This window comes from Streptomyces sp. NPDC006283, assembly GCF_040613325.1.
Classification (GTDB): domain Bacteria; phylum Actinomycetota; class Actinomycetes; order Streptomycetales; family Streptomycetaceae; genus Streptomyces.
On sequence record NZ_JBEXRZ010000125.1, the window covers coordinates 1 to 20,762 of the forward strand.

The 20,762-nt window shown below is 72.5% G+C and carries 21 protein-coding genes; 7 read left to right on the forward strand and 14 right to left on the reverse strand.

Going from position 1 to position 20,762, the window contains the following annotated elements; genetic code table 11:
• The 8 genes from ABZ070_RS23580 to ABZ070_RS23615 all read right to left on the reverse strand — a co-directional run.
• Positions 1–1,674, reverse strand: a 1,674-nt coding sequence (locus ABZ070_RS23580) for a beta-ketoacyl synthase N-terminal-like domain-containing protein (protein WP_356636950.1), incomplete at its 3' end; no start/stop codon positions are given.
• A complete protein-coding gene (locus tag ABZ070_RS23585; protein WP_356636952.1) occupies positions 1,671–2,459 on the reverse strand; it encodes a polyketide synthase in 789 nt (262 codons plus the stop codon). The genes ABZ070_RS23585 and ABZ070_RS23580, both read right to left, overlap by 4 nt.
• Positions 2,456–3,238: an enoyl-CoA hydratase/isomerase family protein gene (locus tag ABZ070_RS23590; RefSeq protein WP_356636954.1), complete on the reverse strand. Its 783-nt coding sequence runs from the start codon at positions 3,236–3,238 to the stop codon at positions 2,456–2,458. The genes ABZ070_RS23585 and ABZ070_RS23590 overlap by 4 nt, the downstream gene beginning before the upstream one ends.
• Positions 3,229–4,476 carry a hydroxymethylglutaryl-CoA synthase gene (locus tag ABZ070_RS23595; RefSeq protein ID WP_356636956.1) on the reverse strand — a complete coding sequence of 416 codons (1,248 nt, stop codon included), beginning with the start codon at positions 4,474–4,476 and terminating at the stop codon, positions 3,229–3,231. The genes ABZ070_RS23590 and ABZ070_RS23595 overlap by 10 nt, the downstream gene beginning before the upstream one ends.
• A complete protein-coding gene (locus ABZ070_RS23600; RefSeq protein ID WP_356636958.1) occupies positions 4,473–4,739 on the reverse strand; it encodes a phosphopantetheine-binding protein in 267 nt (88 codons plus the stop codon). The genes ABZ070_RS23595 and ABZ070_RS23600 overlap by 4 nt, the downstream gene beginning before the upstream one ends.
• Entirely contained in the window at positions 4,736–5,683 is a 948-nt protein-coding gene (locus ABZ070_RS23605) for an LnmK family bifunctional acyltransferase/decarboxylase (RefSeq protein WP_356636960.1), read from the reverse strand. Before ABZ070_RS23605 ends, ABZ070_RS23600 begins: the two co-directional genes overlap by 4 nt.
• Positions 5,680–5,952 carry an acyl carrier protein gene (locus tag ABZ070_RS23610; protein ID WP_356636962.1) on the reverse strand — a complete coding sequence of 91 codons (273 nt, stop codon included), beginning with the start codon at positions 5,950–5,952 and terminating at the stop codon, positions 5,680–5,682. Before ABZ070_RS23610 ends, ABZ070_RS23605 begins: the two co-directional genes overlap by 4 nt.
• Before the next feature lie 131 nt (positions 5,953–6,083).
• Positions 6,084–7,490 carry an NDP-hexose 2,3-dehydratase family protein gene (locus ABZ070_RS23615; RefSeq protein WP_356636964.1) on the reverse strand — a complete coding sequence of 469 codons (1,407 nt, stop codon included), beginning with the start codon at positions 7,488–7,490 and terminating at the stop codon, positions 6,084–6,086.
• A 146-nt stretch (positions 7,491–7,636) separates the two neighbouring features.
• Here ABZ070_RS23615 and ABZ070_RS23620 point away from each other — a divergent pair, with 146 nt between their 5' ends.
• Positions 7,637–8,848, forward strand: a complete 1,212-nt coding sequence (locus tag ABZ070_RS23620) for a serine hydrolase domain-containing protein (protein ID WP_356636966.1) — start codon at positions 7,637–7,639, stop codon at positions 8,846–8,848.
• 7 nt (positions 8,849–8,855) lie between these two features.
• On the opposite strand, the gene ABZ070_RS23625 is transcribed toward ABZ070_RS23620, so the two are convergent.
• Positions 8,856–9,671, reverse strand: a complete 816-nt coding sequence (locus ABZ070_RS23625) for an aromatase/cyclase (RefSeq protein WP_356636968.1) — start codon at positions 9,669–9,671, stop codon at positions 8,856–8,858.
• 129 nt (positions 9,672–9,800) lie between these two features.
• On the opposite strand from ABZ070_RS23625, the gene ABZ070_RS23630 reads away from it, so the two are divergent.
• From ABZ070_RS23630 to ABZ070_RS23640, 3 genes are read left to right on the forward strand one after another with little or no spacing between them, the layout of a single operon-like run.
• A complete protein-coding gene (locus ABZ070_RS23630) occupies positions 9,801–11,048 on the forward strand; it encodes an activator-dependent family glycosyltransferase (RefSeq protein WP_356636970.1) in 1,248 nt (415 codons plus the stop codon).
• Positions 11,045–12,058, forward strand: a complete 1,014-nt coding sequence (locus ABZ070_RS23635) for a Gfo/Idh/MocA family oxidoreductase (RefSeq protein ID WP_356636972.1) — start codon at positions 11,045–11,047, stop codon at positions 12,056–12,058. The genes ABZ070_RS23630 and ABZ070_RS23635 overlap by 4 nt, the downstream gene beginning before the upstream one ends.
• A gap of 4 nt (positions 12,059–12,062) precedes the next feature.
• Entirely contained in the window at positions 12,063–12,530 is a 468-nt protein-coding gene (locus ABZ070_RS23640) for a hypothetical protein (RefSeq protein WP_356636975.1), read from the forward strand.
• Positions 12,531–12,617: 87 nt separating this feature from the next.
• Here ABZ070_RS23640 and ABZ070_RS23645 read toward each other — a convergent pair whose 3' ends face one another.
• The 5 genes from ABZ070_RS23645 to ABZ070_RS23665 all read right to left on the reverse strand — a co-directional run bounded on the left by ABZ070_RS23645 (position 12,618) and on the right by ABZ070_RS23665 (position 17,855).
• On the reverse strand, positions 12,618–13,412 hold the full coding sequence (locus ABZ070_RS23645) for an alpha/beta hydrolase (RefSeq protein WP_356636977.1): 795 nt from the start codon (positions 13,410–13,412) through the stop codon (positions 12,618–12,620).
• Between the two features lie 44 nt (positions 13,413–13,456).
• Positions 13,457–14,590 (reverse strand): glycosyltransferase, encoded by a 1,134-nt coding sequence (locus tag ABZ070_RS23650; RefSeq protein WP_356636979.1) that lies wholly within the window; start codon positions 14,588–14,590, stop codon positions 13,457–13,459.
• A 4-nt stretch (positions 14,591–14,594) separates the two neighbouring features.
• A complete protein-coding gene (locus tag ABZ070_RS23655) occupies positions 14,595–15,518 on the reverse strand; it encodes a nitroreductase/quinone reductase family protein (RefSeq protein ID WP_356636981.1) in 924 nt (307 codons plus the stop codon).
• Positions 15,519–15,804: 286 nt separating this feature from the next.
• On the reverse strand, positions 15,805–16,791 hold the full coding sequence (rfbB, locus tag ABZ070_RS23660) for a dTDP-glucose 4,6-dehydratase (protein WP_356636983.1): 987 nt from the start codon (positions 16,789–16,791) through the stop codon (positions 15,805–15,807).
• Complete coding sequence (locus ABZ070_RS23665; RefSeq protein ID WP_356636985.1) at positions 16,788–17,855, reverse strand: glucose-1-phosphate thymidylyltransferase; 1,068 nt, start codon at positions 17,853–17,855, stop codon at positions 16,788–16,790. The genes rfbB and ABZ070_RS23665 overlap by 4 nt, the downstream gene beginning before the upstream one ends.
• 196 nt (positions 17,856–18,051) lie before the next feature.
• On the opposite strand from ABZ070_RS23665, the gene ABZ070_RS23670 reads away from it, so the two are divergent.
• Genes ABZ070_RS23670 through ABZ070_RS23680 form a run of 3 tightly spaced genes read left to right on the forward strand, consistent with a single transcriptional unit; the run spans position 18,052 to position 20,677 of the window.
• On the forward strand, positions 18,052–19,113 hold the full coding sequence (locus tag ABZ070_RS23670; RefSeq protein ID WP_356636987.1) for a superoxide dismutase: 1,062 nt from the start codon (positions 18,052–18,054) through the stop codon (positions 19,111–19,113).
• Positions 19,110–19,919 carry an SDR family NAD(P)-dependent oxidoreductase gene (locus ABZ070_RS23675; protein WP_356636989.1) on the forward strand — a complete coding sequence of 270 codons (810 nt, stop codon included), beginning with the start codon at positions 19,110–19,112 and terminating at the stop codon, positions 19,917–19,919. The genes ABZ070_RS23670 and ABZ070_RS23675 overlap by 4 nt, the downstream gene beginning before the upstream one ends.
• Positions 19,920–19,933: 14 nt before the next feature.
• On the forward strand, positions 19,934–20,677 hold the full coding sequence (locus ABZ070_RS23680; RefSeq protein ID WP_356636991.1) for an SDR family oxidoreductase: 744 nt from the start codon (positions 19,934–19,936) through the stop codon (positions 20,675–20,677).
• The last annotated feature ends 85 nt before the right edge of the window (positions 20,678–20,762 follow it).

The following is a 20,762-nucleotide window of genomic DNA, read 5'->3' on the forward strand; positions in this document are numbered from 1 at the left end:
TCGGCGCTGAGCGGCGTGACGCCCACCTTGCAGCGGCTGGAGCGGGCCGGGTTCGACGCCGCCGTCGACCAGCGGCAGTACGTCCCCTTCGGCCCATGCGCGGGCCAGGGGGTCGGCCGGGGGCGGCTGGGGGGTGCCGTCGGCGACGGCCTGCAGGGCGGTGCGCAGTGCGGCGGTGTCGGTGACGACGAGGGCGCGGCGGTGTTTCATGGCGCGCCGGCCGTACTGCAGGGTGTGGGCCAGGGAGGCGAGTTCGGGTGCGTGGGGGCCGTCGAGCTGGTGCAGCAGGCGGCGGGCCAGCAGGGCCAGGGCGTCGTCGCTGCCCGCGGAGAGCGGCACGATGTGGGGGCGCGGACTGTCGGCCGGGGCGGTGGGGCGGGCCGTGGGGCGGGGTGCTTCTTCGACGACGGCGTGGGACATGGAGCCGCCGAGGCCGAAGGCGTTGACGGCGCCGATGCGCGGGTGCTCGCCGGCGGGCCAGGGCACGTTGTGGACGGGGATGCCCAGGGGTGCGTCGCCCAGCGGCAGGCTGGTGTCGGCCTCGTCGAGTCCGGCGATCCGGGGGATGGTGCCGGCGCGCAGGGCGAGGACGGTCTTGACGACGCCGATGAGGCCGGCCGCGCCTTCGAGGTGTCCGATGTTGGCCTTGACCGAGCCGACCCACAGGGTGCCGTCGGGGCCGGCGGCGGGTCCGTCGGCGACGAGGTGGGCCAGGGCGGCGATCTCGGTGGCGTCGCCGCCGCGGGTGCCGGTGCCGTGGGCCTCGAGGTGGCCGAGGTCGCGGGGGGCGAGCCCGGTGCGGTCCAGGGTGTGCCTGACGAGGGCGGTCTGGGAGTCCTGGTCGGTGCCGGTCAGGCCGCCGCCGCGGCCGTTGTGGGCGCTGCCGACGGAGCGGATGACGGCGTGCACGGGGTCGCCGTCGGCGCGTGCGGTGTCGAGGGGTTTGAGGAGCAGGCAGGCGCCGCCTTCACCGCGCAGGTAGCCGTTGCGGGTGGCGCTGAAGGGGACGGAGTCGCCGGTGGGTGACAGGGCGCCGCCGAGGTAGGCGTTGGTGGTGTAGTAGCCGGCGCTGAACAGGTTGGGTGAGCCGACGAGTGCCATGGGGTAGTCGCCGGCGCGCAGGCCCTGGACGGCGAAGCCGAGCGCGGACAGTCCGGCGGAGCAGGCGGAGTCGATGACCATGCTGGGGCCGGTCCAGCCGAACTGGTAAGAGACGCGGTTGGCGAGGAACGCCATCATGGTGCCGGGGAACGCGGCGCCGTCGGAGCGTCTGCCGCGCGCGATCATGCGTTCGCCGTAGTCGGACATGAAGGCGCCGGCGAAGACGGCGACGGGTGCGCCGGCCAGCGTGTGGGGGTCCAGGCCGGCGTTCTCCACGGCGTGCCAGGCCAGTTCGAGCATGAGCCGGTGCTGGGGGTCCATGAAGGCGGCCATGCGGTGGGCGATGCCGAAGAAGCGGGCGTCGAAGCCGTCGATGGAGTCGAGCAGGAACGCGCGGGGTGTGTTGTTGGCGGCGACCTGTTCGTCGAGTCCGTACCAGCGGTCGGCGGGCACGTCGCGCAGGGGCCGTTCGCCGCGGGAGACGATGTCCCAGAACTCGGGGAGGGTCTCGGCGCCGGCGGTGCGGCAGGACATGCCGATGACGGCGATGGGCCGGTCGTGGGCGGTGTTCACGCGGCGGCCTCCGGCTGCCCGGCCCGGCTCAGGCGCTGGCCGTGCAGGCCGCGGATGCGGCGGCGTGCCTCGTCGCCGGTGATGGTGGCCTCGTGGTCGGGGATCTCCCGCTCGAGGGCGCTGTGGGCGTCGGCGAGGAGGGTCCGTACGAGCTGGGACTTCATCTTCTCCAGCGCCTCGCGCGGTGCCTGGGCGCTCTGCAAAGCGATGCGGTGGGCCTGTGCGGGCACCGTGTCGTGGGCGCAGATCTTGGGGCCCGCGCCGCGTTCGCGCAGTTCGCGGCCGGTGTAGCTGCGGCTGGTGTACATCATTTCGGTGCCCAGGGCCCGGCCGAACGCGGCGGGCACGAGGTGGGAGGCGCCGAGGATGGGGGTGAAGCCGAAGGTGAGGAAGTTCATGGCGTAGCGGGAGCGGTCGCTGAGGACGGTGATGTCGCAGTACAGGGCGAGCAGCAGTCCGCCGCCGAGGGCGTGGCCCTGGACGGCGGCGATCACCGGTACGGGGCAGGCGGCGACGGCCCGCATCATCTCCCACAGTTCGACCACGCGCTGCTCGTGGGTGCCGAGCATGCGTTCGGTGGCGCCTCCGGCGCTGAAGATGCCGGGTGCGCCCTCCAGGACGACGGCCCGTACGCCGGGGTCGCTGCCGGCTTTGTGCAGGGCGGCGATGAGGCCTGCGCGCAGCTCGGGGGTGAAGCGGTTGTGGCCCGCCTCGTCGCACAGCCGGACGGTGGCGACGGGCGCCTCGGTGTGCAGCTGGACGGGCCCGTAGGAAAGAGCGGTCACGGTATCAGTCCTTGCCGGTGAAAGGTGTTCAGCCGCTTGTGGACCCGCTGGTCGCGAAGGCGTTCGGCGACGACGGCGACGGAGCGGTCCGCGTGGCCTTCGGGGGCGGGGAACAGTTCGCGGCGGTAGCGCTTGAGTGCGCGTACGGCTCCGGGGTCGGCGGCCCGCAGCCGGCGCAGCAGCAGCCGCAGTTCGTGGCGGCAGTCGTCGGTGCGCTGGTCGGCGAGGCCGAGGTCGGCGGCCTGTTCGCCGTCGACGTGCTGGGCGCCCAGGGCGAGGGAGAAGGCGCGGTGGCGGCCGGTGCGTTCGGCGACGACGGGGAGGATCACGGCGGGTACCAGGCCGAGGAGGACTTCGGTCATGCGGAAGCTCGCGCCGGGGCCGGCGATGACGTGGTCGCAGGCGGCGGCGAGTCCGACGCCGCCTCCGGTGGCGGCGCCGTCGACGACGGCGACGGTGACCAGGGGCGAGTCGGACAGACGCTGCAGCAGGTCGTGCACGGCGGTGAGGCGGGGCTGCCAGCCGTCGCGGTCGTCCGCGCCGAGGGAGATGCCCGAACAGAAGGTGTCGCCGGTGGCGTCGATGACGAACACGTCGGTGCCGGGGGACGATTCGGCGGTGTCCAGGGCTGCGGCCAGGGCGTGGAGGGTGCGGTCGTCGAGCCGATTGCGGGTGGCGGGGCTGTCGAGGGTGACGCGGAGCAGCGGCGGGCGGGCCGCGTCCACCCGCACCGGGGCCAAGACGGGGGCGGGGGCTGGGGCGGGGGCTGTCAGCGCCACTCGTACCGCCTGATGTAGTCCTCGACGCCGGCGAGCACCAGGTGGGGGCCGTGGTCGCGGAAGGGGGCGAGGAAGGTGTCCTGGGCGCTGTCGTCGATGACGCGGTGGGCCTTGGGCACCAGGACGCGGCGGGTGACGGGCAGCATCTGCTCGTACTCGGTGAAGCTCAATTCCCGGCGCAGGGCAAGGCGTTCGGCGATGCGGGCCTTGGCGAGGGTCTGCCGGGCGCCGGGGACGAGGGTGGCGCCGAAGAACTCGGAGGCGCAGCCGGAGCCGTAGGAGTACATGCCGAGCCGGGCGTCGTCGAGGCGTTCGGAGCTCTCGTGGTCGATCAGGGAGGCGAGGGCGAGCCAGATGGCGCCGGAGCACAGGTTGCCGACCTGCTGTCCGTAGCGCAGGGAGGGGGCGACGCGGCGTTCGAAGTCCTCGGCGACGGCCTTGGGGGGCCGGGGGGCGAACTCGCGCATCAGTTTGCGGTGTGCGGCCCTGACCATGCCGCCGAAGGGGGTGTGCATCACGATGTGGTCGAAGGAGTCGGCGAGGTCGGTGCCCGGGACGTTGGCGCGGTAGGCGCGGAAGCTGTCGGAGAGGCATTCGAGGTAGGCCAGCAGCGACAGGTCGGGGTTGTACAGGTCGTAGTCCGGGGCGGGCCGGGCGGTGTCCATGACCTCGAAGCTGTTGAGGCCGTAGGCGCCGGGGGTGAGGGCGAGGACGCCGGGCTCTTCGCCGACCAGCAGGGCCACGGCGCCGTGGCCGGTGGTGGGTTCGGCGTATTTGGCGTACTCGTCCATGGGGTTGACGTCGGTGGCGACGATCAGGGCCTTGGCGCCGGGCCGCAGGGCGGAGCGCAGGTAGCCGGCGGCGAGCTGGAGGGCGCCGGTGGCGCCGTAGCAGGCCTGTTTGACCTCCATGTAGCGGCACTGCCGGGACAGGCCGAGGTGGCGGTGCACGTGGGAGGCGAGGGATTTGCTGTAGTCGAGGCCCGACTCGCTGGAGGTGACGAGGAGTTCGATGGAGGCGCGGTCGTCGTCGCTGAGGGCGTCGACGACGGGTTTGGCGGCGTTGACGGCGTTGGTGACCGGGTCTTCCCAGGGCAGCTGGACGGAGCGTTCGTCCATCATGAGGTTGGCGAAGCGGTCCGGGTCGAGGCCGCGGGCGTCGAAGAGGGTGCGGGCGGAGATCTTCGCGACGCCGGTGTAGGCGTTCAGGGCCTCGACGCCGATGGGGGCAGTGCTCATCGCCGGCCGCCGGCGGTGGCCAGGTGGGCGACGAGGCCGCCGATGTCGGGGATGTCGGCGAAGGTGGAGACCCGCTCACGGCTGCCGAGCCGGTGGGTGAGGGTGGTGATGATCTCGACGCGGTCGACGGAGTCGGCGCCCAGGTCCTTCAGGCTGCGCTCGTCGGTGATCTCCTCGGCGGGCACGTCGGGCAGGATCTCGGCGACGACGTCCGCGAGGACGCGCCGGATCGTGGCCTCGTCGGTGGCGGCGGGGGCGGTCATGTCTCCTCCAGGAGCTGCTGCACGGAGCAGACGGCGAGCAGCCGTCCACTCGCGGCCTCTGTGACGGCGACGTCGGCGATCTCGTCGCCGGGCACGGTGTCGCTGTGCCACAGCGTGACGGTCACGGTGAGTTCGGCGTCGGCGTCGGCGTTGCCGAAGTAGCCGATCCGGTGGTCGACGACGGTGCGGCGGCTGAAGTGGTTCGCATCGCGGCCCAGGTGGCGCCAGTGGCGCAGCAGCGCGGTGTCGACGATGGAGAAGTAGGAGGCGAAGTACATGAGACCCGCGCCGTTGAGGTCGCGGACGCGGTCGAGGGTGTAGCCGGTGGTGAACGGCTTCGACGGCGTGCGGCCTTGGATGCCGGCCTCGTGGAAGGTGCCGGTCTTGCGGGCGCGGCCGCAGATTCCGCGGGGTGAGTAGGCGGCGGGCAGCTGCGGCAGGTGCTCGTGCCGGTGGCCGGCCGGGGACGCCTCGACGAGGCCTTTGTTGCTGCCTTGGCGGGAGCGGGAGACCCAGCGGTTGTAGTTCTCGACGTACAGGCAGTCCTCGCGCTGTTCGTCGTAGAACTCGTGTGCGTCCAGGCCGGTTGCGGGGGTGCCGGGGCGGGAGAGGCGGTGCAGGGTCATCACGGACTGCGGGCCGAGGTCGAAGACGCGTGAGGTGACGTCGAACTCGTCGCCGAAGGCGATGCCGTAGGGCTGGATGTGCCGGCTGCCGCGGACGCGGAAGTAGTAGAAGGACAGGTAGGTGGGGTGGCCGTCGGCGCTGCGGGCGGCGTACACGTTGGTGCCGCTCGCGGCCTTGACCGCCTCCCACGTCCAGTCCCCCAGCTGCCCGAAGAACAGGGACCCGGCGCCGCACATCCCCGGTGCGACGGTGACGCGGCGGGTCAGCAGGGACGTGTCGGCGGGCACCGGTCGGCCGATCAGGTCGGTCGGGCTCACTTGACGGTCGCCTCCAAGGCCGCGACCTGGTTGCTCACGTAGGTGCTGAGCTGGTTGACCGTGGGGTGGGCGTAGACGGTGTCGAGCATCTCCTCGAGGCCGTACTTGCTGTTGACCAGGGCCACCAGTTCCACGCCCAGGACGGAGTCGAGTCCCAGCTCGGCGAAGGTGGCGTCGTCGTCGATCTCCTCGATCTCGCAGTAGAGGATCGCGGCCAGGTGCGTCCGCAGTTCGTCGCGGATCGAGTCGGCACTCACCAGGGTGGTCATTCGCTTGTCTCCTCAGCCTGTTCGACTCGCTCGACTCGCCGTGCGAGCAATCGGCTCCGACGCTAGGAAGGGCGTCTCGCAGGCCGCTCGAGCTGCTCTGGAGACCACCGGCGTGGGGTGTGGTGGGCGTTTCAGGCGGCGACGGGCTGCGGGGCGCGGGCGGCGGCGGGCAGGAACCCCAGCAGGGTGAGCAGGCTGCGGGCCTCGACGTTGAGGTGGCTGCCGTAGCCGACGAACCCGATGAGTTGACGTACCGTCATCCAGGCGAAGTCGGGGGGTGTTTCGAGGGGGAAGTCGTCGTCGGTCTCGACCAGCAGATAGCGGCTCTGCGCGTGGTAGAACCGGCCGCCCTCCTCGGACTGCACGGCGTCGAACCTGATCCGGTCCGGCGTGGCGGCGAGCACGGTGTCCAGGTACGGGGGCCGCCCGGCCGGCTGCCGGGTGCCGAAGGGGTCGGCGGTGTAGTCGGCGGGCTGGCACTGCACGGTGGGCGCCATCTCGATGCGGTCCAGTGCCCCGGTCTCGATGCGTGCCTGCACCAGCAGGTGGAGCACGCCGTCGAGGCGTTTGGCGAGGAAGGCGATGACGCCCTGGCTGCGGGGCGCGAACATGGGCTGCGACCAGCCTGTCACCTCGCGGTTGGAGGCCTCGACGTTCACCCCGAGGACGGTGAAGTGCCGGTCCTCGTCGTGGGCGACGACGCCGTCGCGGTGCGACCAGTTCGATACGCCGGCCAGCGGGACGAGGCGGCGCTCCAGTGTGCAGCGGCCCTTGGCCTCGGTGAACCAGCTCAGCAGCTCGACGGTGTTGTGCAGCGAGCGGCCCTGCTGCTGCCACGATCCGGCGAGCGCGGCGTCGAAGGTGTCGTCGCCATGGCGGGTGCCGGGGCCGGTGGTGGGGCGGCGCAGCGCGACGGCGCCGGACAGGACGGTGCGGGTGTCCATGTTCACCAGGTCGTCGTTTTGCAGGAGTTCGGCGATCTGGTCGAAGCTCAGCCAGCAGAAGTCGTCGAGGACGGGGACGTCGGCGTCGGTGCGCACGATCATGTTGCGGTTGCGTTTGGCGAGGAACCAGGAGGCCTGTTCCGACTGGAGGGCGTCGAAGAGGACCTCGCCGCCGCGTGGGGCGACGAAGTGTTCGAGATAGGGAACGGGCCGGCCGCCGTGGACGCGCGTGTAGTTGCTTTTCGTGGCCTGGACGGTCGGCGACAGCTGGACGAGATTCACGTTGCCCGGTTCCATTTTCGCCTGGAGCAGGCAGTGCGGAACTCCGTCGAACTCCTTGACGAGGATGCCGAGTATTCCGTGTTCGGGCTGCACGATGATCGGCTGCTGCCAGGCTTCGACGGCCCGGCCGGAGTCGGTGACCTCCAGGCCCTGCACGGAGAAGAACCGCCCGCTGCGGTGGACCAGGTTCCCGGAGTCCGCCTCGAGCGACCAGCCGTCGAGACGGTCGAGGGGAATCCTGGAGACCTTGTACGCATGCGCGGTGCAGCGCTGCTCGAACCATTGGTGGAATTCTGCGATGTCAAAAAACATGCGAGGGCCTCTCGTGGGGCTTGCGAAACGGTGCCGAACGGCAAAAGGGGCCGGGGCGATTCCCAGAGGAATTCGAGCCGGCTGCGAGGTGAGGAAGAGAGAATGTCGAGCCTCATGTGATGGTGCGGCGTAAAGGAGTTGATCCGGTGACGACCGAAGTCGAGGAGACCGTGATGGTGCGCGGCGAATGCGCGCCCGGTTTCGAGGACGTGGCGCGCGCTTTCGAGCAGAACTTCCGCGACGGCACGCAGACCGGGGCGGGGGTCAGCGTCTATCTGCGCGGCCGTGAAGTGGTCAGTCTGTGGGGCGGGTTCGCCGACGAGGCCACCGGCCGGCCCTGGGAGCAGGACACGCTGGCCGTGCTCGCCTCCCCCACCAAGTCCGTCGCCGCCGGGGCGCTGTTCGTGCTCATCGAGCGCGGTCTGGTCGAACTGGACGCCCCGGTCGCCCGCTACTGGCCCGAGTTCGCGGCCGCCGGCAAGGAAGCCGTCACGGTGCGGATGCTGCTGGCGCAGCGCAGCGGTGTGGTCGCGCTGGACAAGAGCCCGATCACCTACGAGAAGCTGCGCACCGGCCGGCCGGTCGTCGAGGCGCTCGCCGCGGCCCGGCCGGAGTGGGTGCCGGGCACCGCGCACGGCTATCACGCCATGACCTTCGGCCACATGGTCAGCGAGGTGGTGCGGCGGGTCACCGGCAGGTCGGTGGGCCGGTTCTTCGCCGACGAGATCGCCGGGCCGCTGGGGCTCGAGTGCTTCATCGGCCTGCCCGAGGACCGGCTGCCGCGGCTGGCGACGATGGTGCCGTCCAAGGCCGAGGTCTTGATGGACGGCGGCGCGAGTGACCAGGTGACCGAGCTGCTGGCCGCCCTGGGCGACCCGGCGTCGCTGACCTTCCGGGCGACGATCGGCAGCATGTCCTTCGACGCCGACACCGGCGACGACACCAAGCGGGTACGGCTGGAGAACGCCTCCTACGACGGTGTGGCGAACGCGGCGTCGCTGGCCCGCTACTTCGCGGCGCTGGTCGGCGAGGTGGACGGGGTGCGGCTGGCCGGACCGGGGCTGGTGGAGGAGATCCGCCGGGTGCACTCCGCGGGCCGGTGCCGCACGATGCTGATGGACACCAGCTGGGGCCTGGGCATGATGCTGCCCGACGGGCCGCTGTATCCGGCGTCGGCCGGGCCGCTGGGCTCCTTCGGACTGGCCGGCGCGACCGGCTCGTTCGCCTGCGCCGTCCCCGAGCAGCAGCTGGCGTTCGCCTATGTGCCCAGTGGCGGGTCGCATGTCATCGACCGGCTCGACCCGCGGGCGAGGCGCGTCGCCGAAGCCGTGCACCGCAGCGCCGCCGCCGCGGGCTGAGCGCAGGTCAGCGGGCCTTGGCCCGGTCCGCGGCGTGGGCACCCGCGCGCTCCAGGATCTGCAGGCTGCTGCGGCGCAGCCGCTCTTCGACGGTGGCCCGCGCCGGTGCGGGGGTGTTCGGGTCCCAGGCGGCGTCGTGCCGGATGTGGACGCGGCTGCGGGCGCCGTCGGCGACGACGCTCCACACGCAGGTGTGCGCGCGCAGCCCGGCGGGCGCGGGCAGGCCGGTGGGGACGAGGCGCCGGCCGGGCAGGGCGATGTGCGCACCCGTGTGGCGGCGCAGCAGGCCGAAGACGGTGTCGGCGCCGAGGTCGAGGACGATCTCGTCGGTCAGCGTGAACAGCAGGTCCTCGAGGGGCTCGGGACGTTCGGCCCAGAAGCGGACGGCGGCGACCTCGTCGGCGTTGTGGCGCTCCAGGGCCTGCGCGAGGAAGGCCGCGGTCGCCTCGTCCGCGGAGGGCAGGAGGGTGTAGGCGTTGGTGAGCGTGATGCGGGTGCCGGTGGTGGGGCCGGTGTCGGGCCGGAAGTGCCAGGTGCCTTCGGCGGCGGACAGCGGGGCGCTCGGCCGCTCCTGGCGGAAGGTGACCCGCAGCGCCTCGTCGTCCGCGTGACGCAGCGAGGTCCAGGCGCGCACCTGGTCGCCGGCGGCCACCCACATCCGGAACCGGTCGCCGCCGGGGACGGCACCCAGCTGTTCGACGTGCAGGCAGGGGGTGAACAGCAGGGGCCAGCGGGTGACGTCGGCGATCAGCCGGTAGGCCCGCTGTGCGGGGGCCTGGCTCGTGGCGACGTACTCGGCCGAGCGGCGGCCGGCGGCTGTCATCGAGGTCTCCAGACGGTGGGCGGGCTCTGTCACCGGCAATCTCGCCGAGCCGTCTCGATCCCTCCTCGACCCGGGATCGAGCCCCCACGCGGAGTGTGAACTCCTCATAGGACGACTGGAGTCGCTGTCATGCGTGTTCTGTTCACCGTGTTTCCGGCCACGGCCCATGTGCATCCGATCGTGCCGCTCGCCTGGGCTCTGCAGAACGCGGGCCACGAGGTGCGGGTGGCGATCCACCCCGACACCGTGCACCTGGTCACCGAGGCCGGGCTGCCCGCGGTGCCGCTCGGCTCGCGTGAGGTGCTCGCCGACGCGGTGAAGTGGAACGACAACTTCGAGATGCTCGACAGCCTCAGCGACGCGCTGTCCCTGGACACGGACGACGCCCCCCAGTGGGAGCGCCAGTGGCAGGGGCTGACCGGAATGCTGCGGATGTTCACACCGATGCTGGACGACCTGGTGGACTTCTGCCGCGGCTGGCAGCCCGACCTGGTGGTGTGGGACCCGTTCTGTGTGGCCGCGGGCGTCGCGGCCAGGGTGACGGGCGCGGCGCACGCACGGTTCCTGTGGGGTCAGGACAACATCGGCTGGCTGCGCGCCACATCCCTGAAGTCGCTGGGGCACAGGGCCGGTTCGGCCGATGATCCGGTACAGGCGCTGATGGCGCCGATGCTCGAGCGCTACGGGCTCGAGTACTCGGAGGACCTGCTGCTCGGCCAGTGGACCGTCGACCCGATGCCCACGGCGCTGCGCCTGCCGCTGGCCGGGCGTTACGAGCCGATCCGGCGCCTCCCGTACAACGGCAGCACGGTGGCGCCGGCGTGGGTGCACGAGCGGCCGCGGCGGCCGCGGGTGCTGCTGACGCTGGGGATCGGCGGCCGGGGCCGTCAGCTGTTCAAGGCGGCCGGTGTCTCCTTCCCCGAGGTGGTCGACGCGCTGGCCGGACTCGACGTCGAGGTGGTCGCCACGCTGCACCGGGCGATGCTGCAGACGGTGACCCGGGTGCCCGACAATGTGCGGCTGGCCGAGTACGTTCCGCTGGCGCAGATCCTGCCGAGCTGCTCGGCGATCATCCACCACGGCGGTGGGGGGACGTTCGCGGCGGCCACGGCGGCCGCGGTGCCGCAGCTGATCGTGCCGATGCCGTGCTGGAGCGAGGCGACGACGGCCCGTTTCATGGCCGACCGTGGCGCCGGACTGGTCGTCACCACCGAGGAGTTCGACACGGAGCTGCTGCGCAAGCAGATGACACGGCTGCTGGACGAGCCGTCGTTCGCCGAGGGCGCCCGGGCGCTGCGCGCGGAGATCAACCAGGCGCCCGGGCCGGCGGAGTTCGTCTCCGTGCTGGAGGCACTGACCGCCGAGCACCGCGCGTGACGCCGGGGGTGGCGGTGGTGCGGTTCGGGGTGCTGGGCTGCGCGGACATCGCGCGCCGCAGGGTGCTGCCCGCGATGGCGGCCGCGCCGGACATCGACCTCGCCGCGGTCGCCAGCCGCTCCCCCGCCCGGGCCGCCGATGCGGCCCGCGCCTACGGCGCCCGCCCGGTCGCCGGATACGCGCAGCTGCTGGCCGATCCCTTCGTGGACGCGCTCTACATCCCGCTGCCGGCGGCGCTGCACGACCGCTGGGTCGAGGCGGCGCTGGAGGCGGGCAAGCATGTGCTGGCCGAGAAGCCGCTGACGACCGACCCGGCCCGCACCCGCACCCTGCTGGCGACGGCACGGCGGCGGAATCTGGTGCTGCGCGAGAACGTGATGTTCGTGCACCACGGGCAGCACACCGCGGTACGCGAGCTGGTCACCGACGGGGCGATCGGCGAACTGCGGGCACTGCACGCGGCGTTCACGATCCCCTCCCCCGCCGACGGCGACATCCGCTTCGATCCCGAGCTGGGCGGCGGGGCGCTGACGGACGTGGGCCTGTACCCGGTGCGCGCCGCGGTGCACCTGCTCGGCCCGGACCTTCGGGTGGCGGGCGCGGTGCTGTCGGCGGCCGCCGGCCGCAATGTGGAGACGTCGGGCGCGGCGCTGCTGCAGCGCGCCGACGGGGTGAGCGCGCAGCTGACGTTCGGGATGGAGCACGCCTACCGCTCGCGTTACGAACTGTGGGGCAGCCAGGGCCGCCTCACCGTGGACCGCGCCTTCACCCCGCCGGCCGGCCACCGCCCGCGCCTGCTGCTGGAGGACGCGTCCGGCAGCCGCACGATCGACCTTCCGGCCGAGGACCAGGTGGCGGCCACTCTCGCCGCATTCACCGCGGCGGTCGCAGGAACGGCGCCCGCCGACGACGGCGCACGCGATCTGCTGGCGCAGGCGGACCTGCTGTCCGCGATCCGCCGGGCGGCAAACGAGGGGGCGTCGGCGCCCGGCACCGGCGTGCCAGGATGAGCGCATGTCGGCTCAGGTCTGGGGATCTCTGATATCGCTCGGCGGCGTGGCGCTGGGCGGCACACTGTCCTTCCTCGTGCAGCACGCGACCCAGCGGTCGGCCGAGCGCGCGGAGCTGCACCGCCAACAAACCGACCTCGCGGAGAGCCGGCGCACCGAACGCCTCGCCCTGCTGGAGCGGTTCGTGGGAGTGGGGGCGGAGGCGGAACGCTGCGCGTTCTCCCGTCCCTCGCACTGGGAGGACACCGACAGCTGGGCGGTGAGCACCCAGGACGTGATGAACCGGCTGTGGGTCGCGGAGCGGATGATCCGCCTCCAGTTCCCGCTGCCGGTGTACGACGCGGCACGCGCGTACTTCCTGGACCTCAACCGGACCGTGTGGGAGGGCCTGCCCGACGGCGAGAGCGTGCGCGACTACCTCGAGGACAACCGGCTGACGTTCCTCGACGCGGCCAAAGAGGCGATCGGTTAGCGGCGGGCCTCGCGGCGGCCGCGGCCCCGATCATGCCGGCCCGGATCGACGCCGGCCCCGATCGACGCCGGCCCGACGCGGCCGGGATCAGCGCGGCCGGTCCGTAGAGCCGTCGGCAGGGTGCTCGGGCGGACCGCCCGTGGCGGCTCCGGCGAGCAGGCGGGCGGTTGCCGCGCCGGCCCGCAGGGCGTGCGCGTCCGTGGCGGGCACGCAGCGGCCCGCTGCGGGATCGTAGGCGCACATGATGACGCCGGCGTGGTCCGTGACGGGCTCGGTGAGCCGGACCGGCCAGTTCCGCCGCTGCAACGCGGCCTGCAGCCGACGGGAGTGCCGGCTGTCCACCTGGGTGTCGTGCGCACCGTGGACGAGTGTCACGGGCACCTGCGGCAGGCCGGGCACGGCCGGCTCCTCCAGTGGTGCCGCTCCGGTGGTGCGGGCCAGGCGGGTGTAGTCGCCGGCGACGGCGACGACCGCGTGCGGATGCCATCGCGGCAGCACGCCGGGGCGCAGGGCGACACCGGCCGCGGCGCCGGCGCCGGCCGACCAGCCGGCCAGCACGATGCGGTCGCTGCTGACGCCGAAGCCGGCCGCGTGGTCCCGGACGAACGCGAGGGACGCCAGCAGATGCGACCGGCCGCCGTCCGGGCCGTCGGGGCGCCAGTCCGGCACGAACACCGTCACCCCGAGAGCAGCCGTCGCCCGGGCAAGGGGGGCAAGGACACGGCGCTCGTCCGGGCCGATGCCGTGCCACAGCAGCACGCCGGCGCGACAGGGGGCCGTGGTGGGCGGCGTGTGGACGTCGAGGAGCTGTCCCCGGGCGGGGCCGGTCTCGGCGTAGGTGACGGTGCGTGGTGCGGGCGCGGGATCGGTCGGTTCGGCCATGACCGTCATTGAAGCAACGCACTCCGCCCGCCCGCCCGGCCGGGTCAGGTGCGGGTCAGGGCCTCCACCGCGGGGAGGATCTCGGAGGGGCCCGGCAGGGCGGCGAGTTCGGTGGCGAGGGTGCGGGCGCGCTCCGTGTAGGAGGGGGTGGCCAGCATGTCGCGGCAGGCGGCGGCGACGGCCTCGGGGCCGGCCGTCTGCGCCGGCAGGACGCGGGCGGCGCCGTAGGCGGCCAGGCGCTGGTTGGGGGCCAAGACCTTGGGCATGGTGGGGACGACGAGCTGCGGAACGGCCGCCTGGAGGGCCGTCAGGGCGCTCTGCCCGCCGCCGGAGTGCACGAGCAGGTCGCAGGTGTGCAGCACCGTGTCCAGTGGCAGCCAGCCGGCCCGCAGACCCGGGTGACGTTCACGCAGGGCGGCCGCGACGTCCTCGGGGGCGGCGGCCACGACCTCGACGTCCGGGCCGGCGACCTGGGAGACGAGGGCGTCGAGGTGGTCGAACTCGTAGTCCTTGCTGACCCGGCTGCCCGCTGTCACGCACACCCGGCGCCGCTCGCCGCGCGTGTACATCCAGCGTTCCAGCGGCTGCTGGGGCCCGCACGGCACGAACCGCATGGTTTGTCCGGCAGGTGCGTCGGGGTCGGCGACGGCGGGTGGGCAGATGTCGATCCACAGGTCGGGGCCGGGCAGCGTCCGACGGCCCAAGGCGGCCAGTTCGGGGGCGAGTTCGTCGGCCGCGCCCCGGTCCATCGCGGCGGGCTCGCCCATGTCCCAGGCGTGCCGCACGTAGGGGATTTTCAGCTCGGCGGCCAGCAGCGCGGCGCCGAAGGCGAGGGTGCCGCCGACGACGGCGTCGGGGCGCCAGTCGCGGCCCAGGTCGCGCAGCACGGGCATGCAGGCGGCGGCGAGCCGGCCGAAGCCGCGGCCGCCGAAGTGCATCCGCTCCCCCGGGTCGGTGGGCAGTGTCAGCTCGGTGCCGTCGCGGTCGGCCAGCATGAAGTCGCGCATCGTGCGGGTGGTGACGGGCGCTGCGGGCAGCCCGGCGGAGGTGATGACGCCGCTCATGTCCGCGGTGGCGGCCATGAGCACCTGGTGGCCTGCGTTGCGTGCGGCGCAGGCCAGCGGCACGAGCGCGAACACGGTGGCCGGGCTGCCGCCGGCGAGGAACAGGATCCGCATGGCGTCAGGCCGGGGGTGCGCCGCGGTGGGCCGGTGCGAAGGCGAGCGCGTCCAGCGCGGCGACGACCGCGGCCTCCTCGTAGTCGAAGTGGCGCTCCAACTCGCCTGTCAGGCGTGTGAGTTCGCTCTGAAGGCCCTGCGGGTCGCCCGGCTCCAGGCGGGTGACGAGGTCGGCGATGTCGCCGCGCAGCTGCGAGACGACCTTGTGTTCCTCGCGGAGCTTGGCCAGCGTCGGCGCGAGGCCGGGGAACGTCGATTCCAGGACGGGGAAGGCGCCCTGGTCCTCGCCGCCGTGGTGGACCTCCAGCGCCTTGCAGAAGCTCAGGCAGTTGTCGCGCAGCTGCTGCAGCAGGGTGGAGTCGCCGGTGTCGATCGTCTCGGTGCGCCCGGCGGCGAAGTCGGCGACCTGGCGGCGCAGTTCGGTGATCTCGCCGCGCAGCCAGGCGTGGACCTCGGTCAGCTCCTGGCCCAGGCCGCGGGCGCGCCGCCCGTCGTCGTAGGTCTCGGTCTGCAGGACGACGACAGGGATGATCCGGTCGGTGTTCTTCTGGTACTCGGCGTAGCCGGGGGCGATCTCGCACGCCTTGGCGAAGACCTCTTCCCGCTCGGCACCCTCCAGCACGGTGGCCTTGGCCTGGTACTTCTCGGTGCCGACCTCGACGGTCAGGATGGGGTTGGCGCGCAGGTTGTGGTACCAGGCCGGGTTCTTGGGACCGCCGCCGGCGGAGGCGATGACCACTCCCCTGCCGTCGATCTCCATGTAGCCGACGGGGCTGGTGGTCGCGCGGCCGCTTCTGGCGCCGGCGGTGGTCAGCAGCGCCAGGGTGCCGCCGGCGAACGGCCCGCCGACCTTGCCGCCGTTCGCCCGGAACTCCTCGACGATCGGCCGGTTCCAGTCGGCGACAAAAGGCTGCAGCTCGTCTGCCATCTCTCTCCTTGCGTGGGAATCCCGGCCTTCAGGCGGGGAGGAAACACATCCTTGACCCTCGGGGCCGCGAAGCGGCGCAGTAGCTTGAGGGCCTGCCGTCGGGCAGCGGTCAGGGCTTGGCCGTCATGAGGCTCAACGGAGCCAAGTGAGAAGCCACCTCGTTCACGAGGTGGAGGAGTCACGGAAGCGCGTTCTCCTCGTTGTTGTGTCGGTGGTCGGGTCGGCTGGGCACCGACTCGACGATCACCGGGCGGTCACCGGCCGGTCAAGGATGGCCGCCGGTTCCTCAAGCGGCCCTCGAGCGCTGCTCGAGCGGCTGCCACCAGGCGCGGTTGTCCCGGTACCAGGCGACGGTGCGGGCCAGGCCCTCGGCGAAGTCGGTGCGGGGCCGGTAGCCGAGCTCGCGGGTGATCTTGCGGCAGTCGACCGAGTAGCGCCGGTCGTGGCCCTTGCGGTCCTCGACGTGGTCGACGCTGGACCAGTCGGCGCCGCAGGCGTCCAGGAGCAGGCCGGTCAGCTCCTTGTTGGACAGTTCGGTGCCGCCGCCGATGTTGTAGACCTCGCCGGGGCGGCCCTTGGTGCGGACGAGTTCGATGCCCTGGACGTGGTCGTCGACGTGCAGCCAGTCGCGGACGTTGTCGCCGTCGCCGTACAGCGGCACCCGGCCGCCCTGCAGGAGGCGGGTGATGAACAGCGGGACGACCTTCTCCGGGTACTGGTGGGGCCCGTAGTTGTTGGAGCAGCGGGTGATGCGCACGTCCAGGCCGTGGGTGCGGTGGTAGGCGAGGGCGACCAGGTCGCTTGCGGCCTTGGCGGCGGAGTAGGGCGAGTTGGGGGCGAGCGGGTCGCTCTCCGGCCAGGAGCCGATGTCGATCGACCCGTACACCTCGTCGGTGGAGATGTGCACGAAGGTGGTGGGGCCGTGGTGCAGGGCCGCCTCCAGCAGGGTCTGGGTGCCGGCGACGTTGGTGCGGATGAAGTCGGCGGCGCCGGCGATGGAGCGGTCGACGTGTGATTCGGCGGCGAAGTGGACGACCTGGTCGTGGCCGGCCATCAGGGTGGCGACGAGGCCGGCGTCGCAGATGTCGCCCTTGACGAAGGTGAGCCGGCCGCTGTCGCGGACGGCGTCGAGGTTGGCCGGGTTGCCCGCGTAGGTGAGCGCGTCGAGGACGGTGATCTGCACGTCCGGGTCGCCGTCGGGGCCCAGGAGGGTGCGCACGTAGTGGGAGCCGATGAAACCGGCGCCGCCGGTCACCAGGATCTTGGTCGTCATGAGGAGATCTGCACCTTGCTGTGGTCGCCGAGGATGAGCCGGTTGCTGGCCGGGATCCGCGGGGCGGGGGTGACGGTCACGCTGCGGCCGATGAGGGAGGCCTGGACGCGGGGCACGCCCTCGAGGCGGGAGTCGCGCAGCACGATGGAGAACTCGATCTCGCTGTCCTCGATGCGGCAGTCCTCGGCGATCGAGGTGTAGGGGCCGACGTAGGAGCCGCTGATGAGCGTGCCGGCGCCGATGACGGCGGGGCCGACGATGCGTGAGCCGCGGACCTCGGCGCCCGCCTCGACGCGTACCCGGCCGATCAGTTCGCTGGCCGCGTCGACGGTGCCGGCGGTGCGCGGTTCGATGCCTTCGAGGACGGAGCGGTTCACCTCGAGCATGTCGGCGACGTTGCCGGTGTCCTTCCAGTAGCCGCTGATGGTCGTGGAGCGCACGTCGCGGCCGTCGTCGATGAGCTGCTGGATGGCGTGGGTGATCTCCAGTTCGCCGCGTTCGGACGGTTCGATGGCGCGCACGGCCGCGTGGACGGCGGGTGTGAACAGGTAGATGCCGACCAGCGCGAGGTCGCTCTTGGGTTTGTCGGGCTTCTCCTCCAGGCCCACCACCCGTCCGCTCTCGTCGAGTTCGGCGACGCCGAACGCGGTCGGGTCGGGCACCCGGGTCAGCAGGATCTGCGCGTCGGGGCGCTCGGCGCGGAAGGCGGTGACGAGGTCGGCGATGCCACCGACGACGAAGTTGTCGCCGAGGTACATCACGAAGTCGTCGTCGCCGAGGAATTCGCGGGCGATCAGCACGGCGTGGGCCAGCCCGAGCGGCGCCTCCTGGGGCAGGTAGGTCACCTGAAGGCCGAACGGTGCGCCGTCGCCGACGGCCTCGCGGATCTCGCCGGCGGTGTCCCCGACGACGATGCCGACCTCGGTGATGCCCGCTTCCGCGATGGCTTCCAGGACGTAGTAGAGGACGGGCTTGTTGGCCACCGGGACCAGTTGCTTGGGCGCGGTGTGGGTGAAGGGCCGCAGGCGCGTGCCTGAACCACCGGACAGGACGAGAGCCTTCATGGCCCGGGACGCTATGGGGGCGCGCTCAAATCCCGCTGGGGAGCGGATCGGGCGCAGCCGGACTTCTTGTCGAGCACGTGTCCATGATCGGGCCGTGTGTGCGGCGCCGGTGGCACAGTCACCCCCCGACGGATGACCGAAAACCATGGTCGGCCGGAGTGGCCGGGCGACCGGAATCGGACGGGAGACATTCGCCATGCACAGCACACTGTCCCGGCGCCGCCTGCTGGGGCTGGGCGCCGCACTGGGTGCCGGCGCCGCGCTCGCCGGCGCACCGTCCCACACCGCCTCGGCCGCCTCGGGCGTCTCGGGCGAGGTGGCGGCGGGCCTTGCGGGCGGGCGGCCGCGGGCCGGTCGCGGGGCGGCGTGGCCGGTCAGGATCGAGCTGCCGACCGGGTTCCATCCCGGTGGCGTGGCCGCCGGCAGCCGGCCCTTCGCCTATTACGGCTCGCTGTTCGGCGGGGAGATCTACCGGGCGGACCTGGCAAGTGGCCGGGGCGAGGTCATCTCCCCCGATCTGGGCGAGGGCCACAGCGCGGCGGGGATCGCACTCGACTGCCGCGGGCGGCTGTTCATCAGCGGCGCCTACAGCGGCCGGGGCCGGGTGATGGACGTGGCGAGCGGCCGGGACCTGGCCTCCTACCAGCTGGGCGGTGCGGGCACCGTCGTCGCCGACGTGGCGCTGACCGCGGACGCCGCCTACTTCACCGACGCCTTCCACCCCGTGCTGTACCGGCTGCCGCTGGGGCCGCGCGGTGAACTGCCGCCCGCCGGGAAGGTGGTGGCGGTGGAGCTGTCCGGCGACTGGGTGCAGGGCGGTCCGGGCGAGGTGACGGCGCTGGGGATCACGCCGACGCCGGACGGGCGGGCGCTGATCGTGGTGCACCTGCTGGCCGGGGGATCTTTGATGCGGGTGGATCCGGCCACCGGCGTGGCCCGGCGGATCCCGCTCGGCGGTGCGGCGCTGCCGGCCGGGAACGGCATACGGCTGGACGGCACCACCGCGTACGTCGCCCAGCACGACGCGATCGACGTCCTGCGGCTGAATGGGGCCGGCACCCGGGCCGTGCCGGTCACCCGCATCACCGACCCCGACTTCGACGGCCCGTCGGCGGTCGCCGTCCACGGCGAGCGGCTGTACGTGTCGAACTTCGGTCCGACGACGCCCACCGATGAGACCCCCTACCACTCGACCGCCGTGCCCCTGGTGCGGCGCACCACCCATCGCAGCGCAACGCTTCACAAGGAGACGGCATGAGCGAGACGACCAAGGACCAGGGCCAGGAGCGGGAGCAGCGGGTCGCGCTGGTGACCGGCGGGACCAGCGGCATCGGACTGGAGATCGTGCGCAGGCTCGCCTCTGCGGGCACGCCGGTGCACCTGTGCGGGCGTTCGCAGGAGACGGTGAGCAGCACGGTCAAGGAGCTCGTCGAACAGGGCCTGGCGGTCACGGGTTCGGTGTGCGACGTGCGCGAGCAGGAGCAGATCGGCGAGCTGGTGCGCACGGTCGTGGACCTGCACGGTCCCATACGGGTCCTGGTCAACAACGCGGGCCGCAGCGGCGGCGGGCCGACCGCGCAGATCACCGACGAGCTGTGGACCGATGTCATCGCCACCAACCTCACCAGTGTCTTCCGGGTCACCAAGGAGGTTCTGACGGCCGGTGGCATGCAGGAGGCGGGGCAGGGCCGCATCATCAACATCGCCTCGACCGGCGGCAAGCAGGGCGTGGTGCTCGCCGCCCCGTACTCGGCTTCCAAGCACGGCGTCGTGGGTTTCAGCAAGGCTCTCGGTCTGGAGCTGGCCCGCACCGGCATCACCGTCAACGCGGTGTGCCCCGGGTTCGTCGAGACGCCGATGGCGGAGAAGGTCCGCGCCGGATACGCGGGTGCGTGGGGAGTGAGTGAGCAGGAGGCGTACGAGCGCATCACCACCCGGGTGCCCAACGGGCGTTACGTGCAGGTGCGGGAGGTCGCCGCGATGGTCGAGTACCTGGTCGGCGACGACGCGGCGGCCGTGACCGCGCAGGCGCTGAACGTCTGCGGCGGCCTCGGCAACTACTGAGAGAGGAGAGCGGTATGAGCACCCAGCGACGTGTCGCCCTGGTGACCGGTTCGTCGACGGGCATCGGCGAGACGGTGGCCCGCCGGCTGGCCGCCGAGAACATCAGCGTCGTCGTCAACTCGGCGCGCTCGGTGGAGGCCGGCGAGAAGGTGGCCGCCTCGCTGCCCGACGCCCTGTACGTCCAGGCGGACGTCTCCGACGAGGAGCAGGCCCGCCGGCTGGTCGCCCGTACCGTGGAGCACTACGGGCGGCTGGACATCCTGGTCAACAACGCCGGTGTCACCCGGGCTGTTCCGCATGCCGACCTGGAGGCGGCGAGCCCGGCGGTGTGGCGGGAGATCTTCGACCTCAACGTGTTCGGCACCTGGCAGACGACCGTGGCCGCGATGCCGGCGCTGCGCGAGAGCGGCGAGGGCGTCGTGGTGAACGTGTCCTCGGTGGCCGGCAGCCGGCCGACGGGCAGCTCGATCCCGTATGCGGTGAGCAAGGCGGCCCTGGAGCACATGACCCGTCTGCTCGCCGTGGCGACGGGTCCTGAGGTGCGCGTCAACGCGGTGGCGCCGGGGCTGGTCGAGACGGGCTGGACCGAGGGCAGCGACTTCTTCGCGGCCATCGCCGAGCAGGTCGCCGCGGTCGCCCCGCTGCGGCGGGTCGGCAAGCCGGAGGACGTGTCGGAGGCGGTCCTGTCGCTGATCCGTGCGACGTACACGACGGGGCAGATCCTCCTGGTCGACGGCGGGGGCACCCTGGTGCGCTGACGCCCCGGCCCGCACGGCCCGTTCCCGTAAGGCCCACGGTCAGGTGCCCGGTGCAGAGCCCGACCAGCCCCGACCGACCCGCGCC

Bases quoted from the DNA above. Each gene is read 5' to 3' on its own strand.
- ABZ070_RS23595 (WP_356636956.1), bottom strand. From the start codon at position 4,476: ATGAGCACTGCCCCCATCGGCGTCGAGGCCCTGAACGCCTACACCGGC.
- ABZ070_RS23600 (WP_356636958.1), bottom strand. From the start codon at position 4,739: ATGACCGCCCCCGCCGCCACCGACGAGGCCACGATCCGGCGCGTCCTC.
- ABZ070_RS23610 (WP_356636962.1), bottom strand. From the start codon at position 5,952: ATGACCACCCTGGTGAGTGCCGACTCGATCCGCGACGAACTGCGGACG.
- ABZ070_RS23615 (WP_356636964.1), bottom strand. From the start codon at position 7,490: ATGTTTTTTGACATCGCAGAATTCCACCAATGGTTCGAGCAGCGCTGC.
- ABZ070_RS23625 (WP_356636968.1), bottom strand. From the start codon at position 9,671: ATGACAGCCGCCGGCCGCCGCTCGGCCGAGTACGTCGCCACGAGCCAG.
- ABZ070_RS23630 (WP_356636970.1), top strand. From the start codon at position 9,801: ATGCGTGTTCTGTTCACCGTGTTTCCGGCCACGGCCCATGTGCATCCG.
- ABZ070_RS23640 (WP_356636975.1), top strand. From the start codon at position 12,063: ATGTCGGCTCAGGTCTGGGGATCTCTGATATCGCTCGGCGGCGTGGCG.
- ABZ070_RS23645 (WP_356636977.1), bottom strand. From the start codon at position 13,412: ATGGCCGAACCGACCGATCCCGCGCCCGCACCACGCACCGTCACCTAC.
- ABZ070_RS23650 (WP_356636979.1), bottom strand. From the start codon at position 14,590: ATGCGGATCCTGTTCCTCGCCGGCGGCAGCCCGGCCACCGTGTTCGCG.
- ABZ070_RS23655 (WP_356636981.1), bottom strand. From the start codon at position 15,518: ATGGCAGACGAGCTGCAGCCTTTTGTCGCCGACTGGAACCGGCCGATC.
- rfbB (WP_356636983.1), bottom strand. From the start codon at position 16,791: ATGACGACCAAGATCCTGGTGACCGGCGGCGCCGGTTTCATCGGCTCC.
- ABZ070_RS23665 (WP_356636985.1), bottom strand. From the start codon at position 17,855: ATGAAGGCTCTCGTCCTGTCCGGTGGTTCAGGCACGCGCCTGCGGCCC.
- ABZ070_RS23670 (WP_356636987.1), top strand. From the start codon at position 18,052: ATGCACAGCACACTGTCCCGGCGCCGCCTGCTGGGGCTGGGCGCCGCA.
- ABZ070_RS23675 (WP_356636989.1), top strand. From the start codon at position 19,110: ATGAGCGAGACGACCAAGGACCAGGGCCAGGAGCGGGAGCAGCGGGTC.
- ABZ070_RS23680 (WP_356636991.1), top strand. From the start codon at position 19,934: ATGAGCACCCAGCGACGTGTCGCCCTGGTGACCGGTTCGTCGACGGGC.